This is a genomic window from Corynebacterium sp. HMSC04H06 (assembly GCF_001815935.1).
Taxonomy (GTDB): domain Bacteria; phylum Actinomycetota; class Actinomycetes; order Mycobacteriales; family Mycobacteriaceae; genus Corynebacterium.
On the sequence record NZ_KV823414.1, the window covers coordinates 4,679 to 18,367 of the forward strand.

Here is a 13,689-nt window from a genome sequence, read left to right on the forward strand (position 1 = left end):
CTTCGCAGTCTTTTTAGCGGTCTTCTTCGCCGTCTTTTTGGCCGTCTTCTTTGCCGTCTTGGCGGCAGGCTTTCCCGCAGGGGTATTCGCCTCTGCGTCCTCGCCGAGTACCTTGTCGGAAGAATCAGTGGCTGCCACGTACGCCCTTTCGCCTTAATTGTTACAGTCAAAACCTATACCGCGCTGTGGCGGTCGGTTTATCTAGTTACGATCGACCGCCCAGTATAGAGCATTCTGGTCGACTCTTGTGACAGCGGGGTCCTGCTCCCGCCGTCGCGCCTTGGTTTTATCTTAGGGCTGGACGTGTACTTTAACAGCCATCGCCGCGCCGATGATGCCGGCTTCGTTGCGTAGTTGTGCTGGCACGACCGGGGTATCGGTAGTCAGGTGCGGGCCCCATTTTTCGAATTTGCGCGAGATCCCTCCGCCGACGATGAAAACCTGCGGGTTAAACAGTTCCTCGTAGGTGGCCAGCACCCGGTTGAGCCGCTTGGCCCATTTTTTAAAGCTCAGGTCCTCACGCTCCTTGGCGGCTGACGATGCCACGTGCTCGGCCTCCTTCCCATTCACCCGCAGGTGGCCCAGTTCGGTGTTGGGGAACAGCTGGCCGTCGAGGAGGAAAGCCGAGCCGATACCCGTGCCGATGGTCAGGAAGATGGCCGCGCCCTGGCGGGCGACGGGATCGCCGTGGGCGGCTTCGGCGAGGCCGGCGGCGTCCGCATCGTTTAGCACGACGACCTCGCGCCCGCCCAGGTGGTCTCGGAAGAGGGCGTGGGCGTCGACGCCGATCCAGCTGGGGTCGATGTTGGCCGCGGACTGGACGATGCCGTCGCGCACGATGGCCGGCACCGTAATGCCGACGGGCCCGTCCCAGCCGTGGTGGTCCACGACTTCGGCGACGGTTTCGGCCACGGCGGCGGGGGTAGAAGGTTGGGGAGTGGCGATTTTCTGCCGGGCAGAGTGCAGCTGCCCGGATTTAAGGTCCACGATGGCTCCCTTGATCCCGGAACCGCCGATGTCTACCCCGTAGGCTAGCGGGGCATTTCCGGCGGTCGAATCCTCACTCGTGTGCATGCCGGAAAGTGTAGCGCATGGCGCCGCGGCCGCAGGGTTTTGAGCGGGGAGGGGGTACCCACCTTCGTGGGCTCCTACCTGCGAGTGTGACAGCGCGGCGATTGTGCTTTATTATGCGCGATCGACATAGTTGATTTCCCTGCACAAGTTTGCCTGAAAAACCGATTGGAGCGTGCAGTTATGGCAACCGATTACGACGCACCGCGGCGCCGCGTGGAAGACGAATTGGAGACCGATTCCCTGGAGGGTCTGAAGGCCGCCGAGAGCGAGAACAGCGCTATGGACGACGACGGCGAGATCGTCGAACCCTTCGAGCCGCCGACAGTTGATCTGAGCGGCGAGGAGCTCAACGTCACGGTCGTGCCGCGCCAAGAAAACGAGTTTACTTGCTCCGTGTGCTTCCTGGTCCAAGACAACAAGCGCCTGTCCTACGAGGAGGACGGCGACAAGGTCTGCATGGACTGCGCCTAACTGCTCTTCTAGGCTTGAAAGCTTGGGGGTTTTCAGGGCTTTTGTGCTTGAGAGTGTTTTGGGCTGGCGGGCTCTAGGCGCTGCGGAAGCTGCGCAGGGCCTGCTCTGCTTGCTCGGGGACGAAAGCCTCGATGAGCGCGGCTGGGTCCTTGCTGGCGATGAGCCAGTAGGGGGTGGGATCGTCCGGGTCGTCGAGGACAAACATTGCTAGCTCATCGACCCACTCGTGGGTCGACAGGAACGCCGCGGGGTCGAGCTGCGGGCCCAGCGCGTTGCGGCGGGCCGACTTGGGCACCGCCAGCGAGCGGGCCACGACATCGCTGGGCAGTTGGGCATCCTTCACGCTGAGCCAGCGGGTGCCGTCGGGGTCCTTTTCCACGGTGACGACGGTCGAGGACCAGCAGACCAGCACCCACACGGCCACCGCGATGAGCACGATGGCGGCGGTCAGCGGCCAGATGCCCGAGCGGTTGAGCCCGACCGTTGCCGTGGTCACGGCGACGACGACGGCGGCCAGCACCCAGAAATACCAAGGCACCCACTGGCGTTCCTGGTAGATGACCTCGGAATTCGCGCTGGGGTTCAAGACGTTGCCATTAGTGTCCGCAGGTTTCACGATTAGCTAGTCTATCGCACCGCCCGGGGCACAAGGCAAAGCTGCCGGGCGGGGAAGGTAGGCTGTCGGGCGTGACTAGCACTCCGGATACAAACCTCTCCGTCCAGATCAAACGCCTCGACCCCGAGCTGCCGATGCCGCACCGCGCCCACCGCGGCGACGCCGGTGCGGACCTCTACGCGGCCGAGAAAGTCACCCTCGCCCCGGGCCAGCGCGCGCTGGTGGGCACGGGCATCGCCCTGGCGCTGCCGGTGGGCACCGTCGGGCTGGTGCACCCGCGCTCGGGCCTGGCCGCCAAGCAGGGGCTTTCCATTGTCAACACCCCGGGCACCATCGACGCCGACTACCGTGGCGAGATCAAGGTCTGCCTGGTCAACCTCGACCCGGCCACGCCGATTGAGATCACGCGCGGCATGCGGATCGCCCAGCTGGTGATCCAGAAGGTTGAGCTGGCCGAGTTCGTGGAGGTCTCCGAGCTGGACGAAACTGTCCGCGGAGACGGCGGTTACGGTTCGACCGGCGTGTAGGCCCCGCGGCAAGGGGCTACAGTGGAACGGATAGACGTCGATGAGTAAAGGACTTTTCAACCATGGCTTTGTGGCCTTTCGGCAAGAAGAACAAGGACAACCACGCCCCTGAGGCGCCTGCGTCGGAACCGGCGGCTGAGGCCGCGCCGGACAACGCGCCCATCGACCGCCTGGACGACGTGCCGGATACACCCGGCGATGCCGCGGTAGCCAACGGCTTCCCGGGCGCCGCGGGCATTAGCATCAACGTCGCCGAGCACGACGCCGTCGGCGGGGACACCGGCCCCTTCGACGGCGACAGCCTGAACTACGAGGTCTTCGATTTCAGCGATTTCTCCGCCGGTACGCTCGACTTGGGCTCGATGAAGATCGCGCTGCCGAAGAGCTCCCAGGTCCAGGTGGAGATGGGCGAGAAGGGCCCGAAGATGCTCCACATCGTCACCACGGCGGGGCGCATTACCCCGGTGGCTTTCGCCGCGCCGCGCTCGAGCGGGCAGTGGGAGTCCTCGGCCAAGGAGCTCATCCAGGGCATCGAGAACGACGGCCTGCCCACCCGCCTGGAGGAAGGCCCCTGGGGCACTGAGATTGTCGGGTCGAACGACAACGGCGAGATCCGCATCATCGGCGTGGAGGGCCCGCGTTGGATGCTGCGCGTGACCCTGGCCGCCCCGAAGGGCAAGTCGGAGGAGCTGGCGCGGATCGGCCGCGAGCTGGTCGCGCGCACCTTCGTCTACCGCGGCGACGAGCCGATCTTGGCCGGCAACGCCCTGCGCGTGGTCATGCCGCCGGCCCTGGTGGAGCAGCTGCAGAAGGCGATGCAGCAGCGCCAGGCCGGCAATGCCAACGCCGACAACACCAACGCCGGCAGCGCGGGCAGCGCAGGCACCGCGGGCAACGGCGGCCAGGACGGCCAGGACGGCCAGCGCACCGCCGCCGACGAGGAGCGCGAAAAGCAGCTGCGCGAGCAGATGTGGCGCCTGCTGAGCAACGGCAACAGCACCGGCACCGGCAACGCCGGCGGCAATTCCGCCGGCGCGGACAACGGCAGCGCTGACGGCGCTGACTCGCAGGACGCCGGCGACGACAACTCCGACCGCTAGCTCGACCTCTAAGAAAGACTCACGTGGCTGACAATAAACCCCTCGAGGACCAGACCCTGCTTGAGCAGATGGGTGGAGTGACCGGGCTGGTGGCGGCGACGCTGCCGGTGGTCGTGCTCATCCCCGTCAACAGCATGTGGGGCTTGGTCCCCGCGCTGCTGGCGGCGATCGGCGTGGCCGTGGCGGTGGCCATCTGGCGCGTGGTGCGCAAGGAATCGCTCCAGCCGGCTATCTCCGGCCTGCTGGGCGTGGCGATCTGCGCGGGCATCGCCTACGCCACCGGCGACGCGAAGGGCTACTTCCTGTACGGGATCTGGGCCTCGCTGGTGCTGTGCATCGCCGCGGTCGTGTCCATCCTGGTGCGCTGGCCGGCGGTGGGCGTTATCTGGAAGGGCATCAACGGCGAGGACATGACCTGGCGCCAGATCCCCGCCGCGCGCCGCGCCTACGCGCTCGCCACGGCCGGCTGGGCCGTGGTCTTCCTGGCCCGCTTCGTGATCCAAAACGGCATCTACAACGCCGGCGAGACCACCGCGCTGGGCATTACCCGGATCCTCATGGGGTGGCCGCTGACCGGCCTGGTCACCCTCTTGACCATCTTCTTGGTGCGCCGGGCCAACCAGGCCATTGAGATCGAAGAAGAACAACCACCCCTCGAGAAGAACGGACAACCAGACTAATGGAGACTGCGAACTACCAGGCAGGCGACGATATCCGACTGCGCATCGACCGCATGGCGCACGGCGGGGAGGGGATTGGCCGCGCCGAGGACGGGCGCATCGTCTTCGTCCGGGGCGGCTTCCCCGGCGACGAGGTCATCGTCCGCCTCGACAAGGCCAAAAAATCCATGCTGCGCGGCACCGTTACCGAGGTGGCAACCGCCGGACCGGTCCGTGTGGATTCGGCTTGCCCGGCCGCCGCGGCGGGGGCGGGCTGCTGCGACTTCGCGGAGGTCGATCCGGCCCAGGAGCTGGGCATTAAGGCCGACGTCCTGCGCGACCAGCTGGCCCGCGTCGGCCACCTGGATGCTCACGGCGACCTGCCGGAGCTCGAGTTGCGCGAGCTGCCCCCGCACCGCGGCTGGCGGACCCGCGTGCGCCTGGGCGTCGACTCCCGCGGCCGGGCCGGCACCCGCAAGCGCGCGTCCAACGACCTGGTCACCGACGTCGCCTGCACGCAGCTGGCGGCGGGTCTGGTGGACGGCATCGTGGGCCCGGGGGCGCGCACGTTCACGCCGGGCGCGGAGGTCATCGCGGTGCTCGATGGCACCGGGGCCCGCCACGTCATCGAAACCCGCAAGGGCCCACGCGGCAAGCGGGTGGAAAAGATTGAGCAGGTCGTCGAGGGATCTGCCGGCGTCGTCGAGGAGGTAGACGGGCACCGCTTCGAGTTCCCGGCGACCGCGTTCTGGCAGGCCCACCGCGGCGCGCCGGAGGCCTATACCCGCTTGGTCGGCGAGCTGCTGGGCACCGGCAACGGACCCGCCTGGGATCTTTTCGGCGGCGTCGGCCTCTTCGTGCCGACGCTGAGCGCGGCCACCGGTGGCGCGGAAATCTACTCGGTGGACCTGTCGCCGGCCGCGCGCCCGGATCAGCAGCCCGGCCTGGCCGACTGCGCGGTGCGGGTCAAATCCGCCCGCGTGGAAAAGGTCGTCGGCCAGCTGCCGCCAGCCGATTCCGTCGTCCTGGACCCGCCGCGCGTCGGCGCCGGGGAGCAGGTCGTGGCCCGCATTGCCGATGCCGCTCCTAACCGCGTCGTGCACATCGGCTGCGACCCAGCCGCCCTGTCCCGCGACCTGTCCGCCTGGGTCGAGGCGGGCTACGGCGTCGAGCGGATGGTCGTCGTGAACGCTTTCCCCGGCACGCACCACTTCGAGACCCTGGTTCTTTTGACCCCGCGTGCGAGCCACGATGTACGGTAGAAAATAAAACCAGCGGGGCACCGCTGCGATTGAAGCAAAATTAAGCAAAGGAGTAGTTGAGCACTCCATGAGAATCATTGATTCGATTGACTCGCCGAAGGATCTCAAAAAGCTCGATGGCGATGAGCTGGAACAGCTTGCTGCGGAGATCCGCCAGCTGCTCATTGAGAAGGTCTCCGTCACCGGCGGCCACCTCGGGCCGAACCTGGGCGTGGTGGAGCTGAGCATCGCTTTGCACTACACGTTCAACTCGCCGCAAGACGCGATGGTCTTTGACACCTCGCACCAGTCTTACGTGCACAAGATGCTCACCGGCCGCGCCGGCGATTTCGACAGCCTGCGGCAAAAGGGCGGGCTGTCCGGCTACACGCGGCGGGCCGAGTCCACGCACGACTGGACGGAGTCCTCGCACGCCTCGGCGTCGATCTCCGTGGTCGACGGGCTGTCCAAGGCCTTCCGTCTGGCCGGCGAGCCGCATCGCAACGCCATCGCCATCGTGGGCGACGGCGCCCTAACCGGCGGCATGTGCTGGGAGGCGCTCAACAACATCTCGGCGGACAAGGATCGGAACGCCGTCATCGTGGTCAACGACAACGGGCGCAGCTACGCGCCGACCATCGGCGGCCTGTCGGAGAACCTGGGTCGCATCCGCTCCCAGCACGGCTACGACGAGCTGATGGCCCACGGCAAGAAGACCTTAAAGTCGATGGGCTGGGTCGGCGAGCGCGCCTTCGACGCCCTCCACGCCTTCAAGGAGGGCGTCAAGTCCTCGGTCTTGCCCACGGAGATGTTTCCCGAGCTGGGCATGAAATACATCGGCCCCATCAACGGCCACGACCTCGAGGCGCTCAACCACGCCTTCCGCTACGCCCGCGACTTCGAGGGCCCCATCATCGTCCACGTGGTCACCGAGAAGGGCCACGGTTTTGCCCCGGCGGTTAACGAGCCCAAGGACCAGATGCACTCGACCGGCGCTATCGACCCGGTCACCGGCGTGCCGAAGGGCAAGAGCCAGCCCGGGTGGACCGCGGCCTTTTCCGAGGAGCTCATCAAGGCCGCCGAGCGCCGCGACGACATCGTGGCCATCACCGCGGCGATGGCCGGACCGACCGGCCTGATGCCCTTCGCGGAGCGTTTCCCGGACCGCTTCTACGACGTCGGCATCGCCGAGGCGCACGCGATGGCCTCTGCCTCCGGGCTGGCCCTGGGCGGGCTGCACCCAGTGGTCGCGGTCTACTCGACGTTCCTGAACCGCGGCTTCGACCAGCTGCTCATGGACATCGCTCTGCTGGGGCTGCCGGTGACCGTGATGCTGGATCGCGCGGGCGTGACCGGCTCGGACGGCGCCAGCCACAACGGCGTCTGGGACATGGCCCTAACCAGTATCGTGCCGGGCATGCGCGTGGCCGCCCCGCGCGACGGCAAGCGCCTGCGCGAGCTGTTCAACGAGTCCCTGGAAATTTCCGACGGGCCCAGCGTGGTGCGCTTCCCGAAGGGCAACCTGCTCGACGACATGGACGCCGTCGACACGCTCGCCGACGGCACGGACGTCATTTACACCAACGTCGGCTCGTCCTCCGGCGCCGCGGCCAGCGATGCCGAGGCACGCCGCGACGTGCTCATCGTCTCGGTGGGTGCGATGTCGGCGCGCAGCATCGCGGCGGCGAAGTTGCTGGCCGAGCAGGGCATCGGCGTGACGGTCATCGATCCGCGCTGGGTCGCGCCCGTGCCGGAGTCCGTTGTGCGCCTAGCCGCGGACTACGGCCTGGTGGTCACGGTGGAAGACGGCATCAAGCGCGGCGGCATCGGCTCCCTGGTGGCCGAAAAACTCAGCGATGCCCAGGTGGACACCCCGCTGCGCCGCCTCGCGTTCCCGAACTACTTCCCGCTGCACGCCTCCCGCGGACAGCTGCTGGAAGACGTTGGGCTAGCACCCGAGGGCATTGCCGAGTCCGTCCAGGAGTGGCTCGGCTAGAAGCTGTTAATGCGCCGCGCGATAATCGGCACGGCCCATTCCAGCTGCCACGGGCGTACACCGTTGGCAAACAAGAAGTCCACCAGGTCGGCCGTGTCGGCTAGGCGGGCCTTGGGGCCGAGCGCGGCCCAGATCGCGGCCCGCAGGGTGGCGGGTTTGATGAGCAGGGAGTCATCGACGGCTAGGTCCTGGCCCAGGTCGGTGAAGTCCTGGCGGGCGGCCTGGTAGAGCTCCCAGAGCTCGGCCGGCCAGGCGGCCTTCCCGGGGACCTCGCGGCGGGCACGCTGGGGGCGAGGCCGGTCACTGGCCGGCAGGTCGCGGGCGCGCTCGACGACGTCCCACCACAGCTGCGTGGCTGATTTCCGCTTGCGCGGAAAGCCCTTGACGCGGGCCAGCTCGGCGGGTGAATTCGGCAGCGTGCGCGCGACATCGATGAGCACCTTGTTGCCCAGCACGCGCGGCGGGGCGATGTCGCGGTGGGCGCTTAACGCGTCGCGCTTAATCCACAGGGCCTTGGCCACGGCGAGCTGCTCGCTGCGCCGCAGGGTGCTCAGGCCCTTGAGTTCGCGCCAAGAGCCGGGCTCCGGGGCGGTGGTCCCGGCGTGCTCGGCGACCAGCGCGTCGAACTCCTGCAGCGCCCAGTCCAGCTTTTCCTCCTCGGCCAGCACGTCCTTTAGGGTCTCAGCCAAGGGAAGGAGGAACTCGACGTCGAGGGCGGCATACGCCAGCCAGTCCTGCGGCAGGGGCCGGGTGGACCAGTCCACGTAGCCGTGGGCCTTTTCTAGCTCGACGCCCAGGATCTCATCGACCATGTGGCCCAGGTTGGGGTGCTCGAAGCCGGCCATGCGGGCGGCGACCTCGGTATCGAAGAGGGATCCCGGCTTCAGGCCCAGCCAGGCCAGGCAGGGCAGGTCCGTCTTGGCGGCGTGCAGGACCCAGGACTGGCCGTTGATAGCGCCGCCGACGTGGTCCTGGACGGCGGCGTCGTTGCCCTCCGGGTCAATGAGCACGGTGCCGGCGCCGGCGCGGTGGAGCTGGAGCAGGAAGGCGCGGTCGTTGTAGCGGTAGGCGCCGGCGCGCTCCGTGTCGACGGCCAGCGGCCCTGTCCCGTCGGCTAGCCGCGCTGCGGCGGCGGCGATCTCCTGCGGGGTACTGGCGACCGGCGGGATGCCTTGTGCCGGTACTCGTCTAAGCTCACTCATGGTATGCCAGGCTACCCGCGCGCTGGCTTATCCGCGCCCCAACTGGGTAACGCCCTCCGGGGGCAGGCCGGCCACGTTCGCCAGTACGGCGGCAAAGGCCTCCACGTGCGGGCCCAGTTCCAGGTCCTCGGCCGTCCAGGACGCGCGCATCTCGAGCTGGTAGGCGCGCGGCGGGCCGCCGATCTCGCCGTAGCGCACAGAGGCGGTCGAGGTGACGGTGCCGCCCAAATTCGTGTGGCGGGCGGCGCAGTCGGCCATGCCCTCGGTCAGCCACTCCCAGGCGACGTCCGGCAGGAGGGGATCGCCGGCGACGTCCGGGTCCATGTCGGCCTGGATATAGGCGACCAGGCGCATGGGCCCGTCCCAGGCCTCCTCGGCGCCGGGATCGTGGAGGAGGATCAGGCGGCCGAAGGCGTCGCCGCTGCTGTCGGTGGGGATGGAGTCGGCATCGTCCGCGCCGCGGTCGACCTCGAGCCCGATGGCGTGGCTGTACGGGGCGAGCCGCTGCGGCGGGCGGATGGATCCTAGGGAAATCTCGGGGCGCAAGCGGGCCTGGTGCATGGACTCCACGGCGCGGTTAAAGGTGGCCGGCGTGGTGGTCTCGCCGTCGGCGGGGGCATCGTTAGCGGCAGGGGAGGCGCTGTGCGGCTGGGAAGTCTCGGAAATGCTCACAATCAATCAAGCTATATTTTCGCCGGCGCCACTGGTGGGAGGCGCGCCGTGCCCCCAGTTGGCCAAGTATCCAACTAATGGTGGATACTGGAGGGGTCATGTCCTAGTCAGACTCGTACGTCCTTTGAAAGGGGATTGTCCATGGCGAAGCTCGATTTTAAAAAGCTCAACGAAGTCCAGCAGTACTCCCAGCACGCGGTTTTCCGTGCCATTCCGGGAGCCTTGGGGACCGAGCGCGACGACATCATCGCCCAGGCCCAGGACTTCTTCGCCCGCCTGGCGGAGGAAGGCAAGGTCACTGTCCGCGGCATCTACGACCTGTCCGGCATGCGCGATAGCGCCGACTTCATGATCTGGTGGCACGCCGAGGAATTCGAAGACCTGCAGCGCGCCTTCGCGGACTTCCGCCGCACCACGGTGCTTGGCCAGGTCACGGAGGTGACCTGGGTGGGCAACGCCCTGCACCGCCCGGCGGAGTTCAACAAGTCGCACCTGCCGTCGTTCATCATGGGCGAGGAGCCGGGCGACTGGATCGCCGTCTACCCGTTCGTGCGTTCCTACGACTGGTACATCATGGACGAGGCAAAGCGCCGCAAGATCCTGGTCGAGCACGGTATGGCCGCGCACGACTACGCCGACGTGCGCGCCAACACGGTCCCGGCCTTCGCGCTGGGCGACTACGAGTGGATCCTGGCCTTCGAAGCCCCGAGCCTCGACCGGATCGTCGACCTGATGTACGTCATGCGCTACACCGAGGCCCGTAACCACGTGCGCGAGGAAATCCCGTTCCACACCGGGCGCCGGGTTTCTGACGTGGCAGAACTCATCAAGGTCCTGCCTTAAGCCTTAAGCGCTGCTAGACCTCGCGCTCGTCGAGGTCTAGGCAGATGGAGTTAATGCAGTAACGCAGGTCGGTGGGGGTGTCGTAGCCCTCGCCGGCGAAGACGTGACCGAGGTGCGAGTGGCAGTTGGCGCACAGCACCTCGGTGCGCACCATGCCGAGCGAGCGGTCCTCGCGCTCGATGACCGTGTCGACGTCCTTGGGGGAGTAGAAGGACGGCCACCCGCAGTGGGAGGCGAATTTCTCGGTGGAGCGGAAAAGCTCGGCGCCGCAGGCGCGGCAGGAGTACACGCCCTCGGTGGTGGTGTCGGTGTACTTGCCGACGTGCGGCGGCTCGGTCCCGCCCTGGCGCAGGACGTAGTATTCTTCGTCGCTTAAGCGCTTTTTCCAGTCAGCGTCGGCGATGAGCTTGAAATCAGTGGGCTGGTTGGTCATGTCGCCCAGTGTAACCGGCGTCGCGGCGCTGGCCTAGGTACCAGCCGGTCACGCTGGCCGCGCAGGCCACGATGAGCAGGAACCACCCGGCGGTGCCCAGGAAGAAATTCGCCCAGCGCCCCGCGTCCGGCCAGTGGGTGGAGGTCCAGGTGACCGGCAGCAAAAAGCAGGCCGCGGCGGCCCAGGCCAGCCATGAATGAAAAACGCTGCGCGGCAGCACCGCGGTAAACATCAGCGGGAACAGCCACATCGAGTAGTACTGCTGGCCCAGCGAGGACAGGAAGAAGATGCCGACCAGCAGCACGCCGGTGGTCGTCAACGCCCACAGAGCCGGGTCCGTGTTCCGCCAGCGCAGAAGCAGCACGACGGCGACTGCCACCAGTACCGCCGCTAGCACCCAGACGGGGTAGTAGGCCCAGCCGGGCAGGTCGAAATAGGCGCGCAGGCCGTCCCAGGAGGAATTGGCGTAGTCTCGGGTGGTGCCCAGGTAGGGCACCAGCCGGCGCAGGTAGTCCCCGGCGTCCGGGATGACCGGCCAGGCCACCACGTTCAGGCCCACCGGCACCGCAATACCTGCGGCCACGGTGAACCAGCGGGCCTTGACCAGCGGTAGGACCAGCAGCGGGGCGAACTGCGGCTTGACGGTAATGGCCAGGCCTAGCACGATGCCCGCCCACAGGCTCGCTCCCGCGCCCCGGCCGGCCCGGTCGGCTCGGCCGCCCGCGCCCCGTAGGCCCAAAGCCAAAAACCCGCTGAGTGCCAGCAGCAGCAGGCCGTTGATGTTGGCGAAGGTCAGAGTGTTGGTGACGGTCTCGGTGGCGAAAGCCAGGGCGATGCTTGCCGGCCACAGCGGGCTGGACAAACGGTGGCCCACCACCCGGGTCAAAATCGCCAATGCGCCGACGATCGCCGCGGCGTTGACCAGGATGAAAAGCCCCCGGGCCAGGGGAAAATTGTCCACCAGGCCCAGCGGGTAGAGCAGCAGCGTGGCGCCTGGGTTGTAGAGGTAGAGCGGGTCCACGTGGTGGTATGCCTGCTCGTAGACGGCCTGCCCGTTCAGGGCGCGCCGCACCGCGTAGTAGACGGTGCTGAAGTCATCGGTGGGCGCGCCGTTGAAGGCGCGGACCAGCACGGTGTTGAGCACCAACAGGATGGCCAGCGGCCAGGCGGCCAGGTTGAGGCCGGCGGGCAGCTGGGTAGGGTGGCCGGGGGCGAGCGCGGCGCGGGCAGTCCACGCGGAAGACAGGAAACTGGTACTCACGGCCAGCCAGTTTACGGCCTCGGCGCGCGGCGGTATCGCAGAAACACGGTGCCGTCGGCATCGGGGGCGCAATTGTCCAGAGTGAGGCGGGTAGTGCGGGGTGAGGTGGCATCGTCGGCGCGGACGACGGGGGTCTCCACCGCCGAGGTGACCGTGGGATCGAGGGTCAGGTAGAAGGCGTCGATGGCGTCGGCGGCCACGAATTGGGACAAAAGGCCCGGCCCGCCCTCGCAGACGATGCGCCCGTAGCCCCGGGCCCGCAAGCAGGCCAGGAGGTCGGCGGGGCTCGTCGTCCCAGCGTCGAGGACCTCCGCGCCCTGGGCTGCCAGCCGGCGGGTGCGCTCGCGTACTTCGGCCTGGGCGAGTGCGGCGTGCGGGACCAGCAGCAGCGGGGCGGTGGTGAAGTCGGTGAAGAAGCGGGAGTCCGGATCCATATCCGCGCTGCCGGTGACGACCGCAATTGGGGCCGGGGCCCCTGACTTGGAGGTCGCGCCGCCGTAGTCCTCGGCGCGCACGGTGGACGCGCCCACCACGATGACCTCGGCCCATTCGCGCAGCCCCTGCAACAACTGCGCGTCGGTGTCGTTGCCGAGGCTGTGGGACGTTCCGGCCGCCGATGCCGAGCCCGAAACCGTAGCCACCATCACCGCCCGGACCTCGGGGCGGTCGGGGCCTATTAAAGCGTTGATATCCATGGCCACCATCCTAGGGTGCGGATACAAAAAGAGCGCCTCCCCATCACAAGGGGAGACGCTTAATAAGTGGTGGTCCCAGCTGGGATCGAACCAGCGACCTTTCCGGTGTGAACGGAACGCTCTTCCACTGAGCCATGGGACCGTGCTGGGCTAAAATGTAGCACGGTGCCGCGCGATCTGACGAATCCCCAGCAAAACGGCGGTCCCGGCGGGACCGCGGTGGCCCGGATGCCGGGGTGCGGGTCGCGGGGATGACAGCGGTGTCATTTAGCTTGCGCCACACCCCGCCGCGAAGGTCCCAAGAACTGGCCTGTGAGCGGGCGATTTGTAAACCGGCACCGGTTCAGGATAATGTTTTTACTCGCACCGCACAGAAAGCTTCAGTTGGAAACGGTGCATGCGGATGTAGCGCAGTTGGTAGCGCATCACCTTGCCAAGGTGAGGGTCGCGAGTTCGAGTCTCGTCATCCGCTCCAACACAGTTTCACTTTGTATACTTGTGTGAGGCGGCATACGCCACGGTGGAATGGCCGAGTGGTGAGGCAACGGTCTGCAAAACCGTGCACACGGGTTCGATTCCCGTTTCCACCTCCAGTTAGCGTGGCCACCGGCGACGCCTGCGCGATTAGCTCAGCGGGAGAGCGCTTCCCTGACACGGAAGAGGTCACTGGTTCAATCCCAGTATCGCGCACCACGGGTTTCCCAACCTCGTTGGGGAGTCCTGAAACCGGGTCTGGTTTCAAATTTGCGGATGTAGCGCAGTTGGTAGCGCATCACCTTGCCAAGGTGAGGGTCGCGAGTTCGAGTCTCGTCATCCGCTCCACGCTTTCTTTCTTAAAGAAGGTGTTAATCTCGCGCGATTAGCTCAGTGGGAGAGCGCTTCCCTGACACGGAAGAGGT

The 13,689-nt window shown here is 67.0% G+C and carries 14 protein-coding genes and 5 tRNA genes; 11 read left to right on the forward strand and 8 right to left on the reverse strand.

Annotated features, from left to right (window positions below):
• Nucleotides 1-291 precede the first annotated feature (291 nt).
• Nucleotides 292-1,074: a polyphosphate--glucose phosphotransferase gene (gene ppgK / locus HMPREF3067_RS03170; protein ID WP_070768289.1), complete on the reverse strand. Its 783-nt coding sequence runs from the start codon at nt 1,072-1,074 to the stop codon at nt 292-294.
• 180 nt (nt 1,075-1,254) lie between these two features.
• Here ppgK and HMPREF3067_RS03175 point away from each other — a divergent pair, with 180 nt between their 5' ends.
• Nucleotides 1,255-1,545: a DUF4193 domain-containing protein gene (locus HMPREF3067_RS03175; RefSeq protein ID WP_070768290.1), complete on the forward strand. Its 291-nt coding sequence runs from the start codon at nt 1,255-1,257 to the stop codon at nt 1,543-1,545.
• 73 nt (nt 1,546-1,618) lie between these two features.
• On the opposite strand, the gene HMPREF3067_RS03180 is transcribed toward HMPREF3067_RS03175, so the two are convergent.
• Nucleotides 1,619-2,164: a DUF3093 domain-containing protein gene (locus HMPREF3067_RS03180; protein ID WP_083319107.1), complete on the reverse strand. Its 546-nt coding sequence runs from the start codon at nt 2,162-2,164 to the stop codon at nt 1,619-1,621.
• Between the two features lie 68 nt (nt 2,165-2,232).
• On the opposite strand from HMPREF3067_RS03180, the gene dut reads away from it, so the two are divergent.
• The 5 genes from dut to dxs all read left to right on the forward strand — a co-directional run bounded on the left by dut (nt 2,233) and on the right by dxs (nt 7,684).
• Nucleotides 2,233-2,688: a dUTP diphosphatase gene (dut, locus tag HMPREF3067_RS03185; RefSeq protein WP_256381264.1), complete on the forward strand. Its 456-nt coding sequence runs from the start codon at nt 2,233-2,235 to the stop codon at nt 2,686-2,688.
• 62 nt (nt 2,689-2,750) lie between these two features.
• Nucleotides 2,751-3,788 (forward strand): DUF3710 domain-containing protein, encoded by a 1,038-nt coding sequence (locus HMPREF3067_RS03190; protein WP_070768293.1) that lies wholly within the window; start codon nt 2,751-2,753, stop codon nt 3,786-3,788.
• A 68-nt stretch (nt 3,789-3,856) separates the two neighbouring features.
• Nucleotides 3,857-4,468 (forward strand): DUF3159 domain-containing protein, encoded by a 612-nt coding sequence (locus HMPREF3067_RS03195; protein WP_083319113.1) that lies wholly within the window; start codon nt 3,857-3,859, stop codon nt 4,466-4,468.
• Nucleotides 4,468-5,709 (forward strand): class I SAM-dependent RNA methyltransferase, encoded by a 1,242-nt coding sequence (locus tag HMPREF3067_RS03200; RefSeq protein WP_070768295.1) that lies wholly within the window; start codon nt 4,468-4,470, stop codon nt 5,707-5,709. The genes HMPREF3067_RS03195 and HMPREF3067_RS03200 overlap by 1 nt, the downstream gene beginning before the upstream one ends.
• 67 nt (nt 5,710-5,776) lie before the next feature.
• Nucleotides 5,777-7,684, forward strand: coding sequence for a 1-deoxy-D-xylulose-5-phosphate synthase (dxs, locus tag HMPREF3067_RS03205; RefSeq protein WP_070768296.1), 1,908 nt, complete (start codon nt 5,777-5,779; stop codon nt 7,682-7,684).
• Here dxs and HMPREF3067_RS03210 read toward each other — a convergent pair.
• Entirely contained in the window at nt 7,681-8,886 is a 1,206-nt protein-coding gene (locus HMPREF3067_RS03210; RefSeq protein WP_070768297.1) for an HRDC domain-containing protein, read from the reverse strand. The two genes, dxs and HMPREF3067_RS03210, sit on opposite strands and share 4 nt — an antisense overlap.
• 27 nt (nt 8,887-8,913) lie before the next feature.
• Nucleotides 8,914-9,558: a DUF3000 domain-containing protein gene (locus HMPREF3067_RS03215; protein ID WP_210400076.1), complete on the reverse strand. Its 645-nt coding sequence runs from the start codon at nt 9,556-9,558 to the stop codon at nt 8,914-8,916.
• 141 nt (nt 9,559-9,699) lie between these two features.
• Between HMPREF3067_RS03215 and hemQ the strand changes: the two genes are divergently transcribed.
• Nucleotides 9,700-10,401, forward strand: coding sequence for a hydrogen peroxide-dependent heme synthase (hemQ, locus tag HMPREF3067_RS03220; RefSeq protein ID WP_070768299.1), 702 nt, complete (start codon nt 9,700-9,702; stop codon nt 10,399-10,401).
• Nucleotides 10,402-10,414: 13 nt separating this feature from the next.
• Here hemQ and msrB read toward each other — a convergent pair whose 3' ends face one another.
• The 4 genes from msrB to HMPREF3067_RS03240 all read right to left on the reverse strand — a co-directional run bounded on the left by msrB (nt 10,415) and on the right by HMPREF3067_RS03240 (nt 12,932).
• Complete coding sequence (msrB, locus tag HMPREF3067_RS03225; RefSeq protein WP_070768300.1) at nt 10,415-10,834, reverse strand: peptide-methionine (R)-S-oxide reductase MsrB; 420 nt, start codon at nt 10,832-10,834, stop codon at nt 10,415-10,417.
• The gene (locus HMPREF3067_RS03230; RefSeq protein WP_070768363.1) at nt 10,815-12,026 is read right to left on the reverse strand and encodes a glycosyltransferase family 87 protein; all 1,212 of its coding nucleotides are present in this window, start codon (nt 12,024-12,026) and stop codon (nt 10,815-10,817) included. Before HMPREF3067_RS03230 ends, msrB begins: the two co-directional genes overlap by 20 nt.
• A gap of 80 nt (nt 12,027-12,106) precedes the next feature.
• A complete protein-coding gene (locus HMPREF3067_RS03235) occupies nt 12,107-12,790 on the reverse strand; it encodes a pyrimidine reductase family protein (protein WP_070768364.1) in 684 nt (227 codons plus the stop codon).
• Between the two features lie 67 nt (nt 12,791-12,857).
• A tRNA-Val gene (locus HMPREF3067_RS03240) sits at nt 12,858-12,932 on the reverse strand.
• Between the two features lie 257 nt (nt 12,933-13,189).
• Here HMPREF3067_RS03240 and HMPREF3067_RS03245 point away from each other — a divergent pair.
• From HMPREF3067_RS03245 to HMPREF3067_RS03260, 4 genes are all read left to right on the forward strand, one after another.
• A tRNA-Gly gene (locus HMPREF3067_RS03245) sits at nt 13,190-13,265 on the forward strand.
• A 44-nt stretch (nt 13,266-13,309) separates the two neighbouring features.
• A tRNA-Cys gene (locus tag HMPREF3067_RS03250) sits at nt 13,310-13,383 on the forward strand.
• Between the two features lie 25 nt (nt 13,384-13,408).
• Nucleotides 13,409-13,483, forward strand: a tRNA-Val gene (locus HMPREF3067_RS03255).
• A 53-nt stretch (nt 13,484-13,536) separates the two neighbouring features.
• A tRNA-Gly gene (locus tag HMPREF3067_RS03260) sits at nt 13,537-13,612 on the forward strand.
• The last annotated feature ends 77 nt before the right edge of the window (nt 13,613-13,689 follow it).

Coding starts and splice junctions, on each gene's coding strand:
- HMPREF3067_RS03190 (WP_070768293.1), top strand. CDS start 2,751: ATGGCTTTGTGGCCTTTCGGCAAGAAGAACAAGGACAACCACGCCCCT.
- HMPREF3067_RS03210 (WP_070768297.1), bottom strand. CDS start 8,886: ATGAGTGAGCTTAGACGAGTACCGGCACAAGGCATCCCGCCGGTCGCC.
- dxs (WP_070768296.1), top strand. CDS start 5,777: ATGAGAATCATTGATTCGATTGACTCGCCGAAGGATCTCAAAAAGCTC.
- hemQ (WP_070768299.1), top strand. CDS start 9,700: ATGGCGAAGCTCGATTTTAAAAAGCTCAACGAAGTCCAGCAGTACTCC.
- HMPREF3067_RS03195 (WP_083319113.1), top strand. CDS start 3,857: ATGGGTGGAGTGACCGGGCTGGTGGCGGCGACGCTGCCGGTGGTCGTG.
- HMPREF3067_RS03175 (WP_070768290.1), top strand. CDS start 1,255: ATGGCAACCGATTACGACGCACCGCGGCGCCGCGTGGAAGACGAATTG.
- msrB (WP_070768300.1), bottom strand. CDS start 10,834: ATGACCAACCAGCCCACTGATTTCAAGCTCATCGCCGACGCTGACTGG.
- HMPREF3067_RS03200 (WP_070768295.1), top strand. CDS start 4,468: ATGGAGACTGCGAACTACCAGGCAGGCGACGATATCCGACTGCGCATC.
- ppgK (WP_070768289.1), bottom strand. CDS start 1,074: ATGCACACGAGTGAGGATTCGACCGCCGGAAATGCCCCGCTAGCCTAC.
- HMPREF3067_RS03235 (WP_070768364.1), bottom strand. CDS start 12,790: ATGGATATCAACGCTTTAATAGGCCCCGACCGCCCCGAGGTCCGGGCG.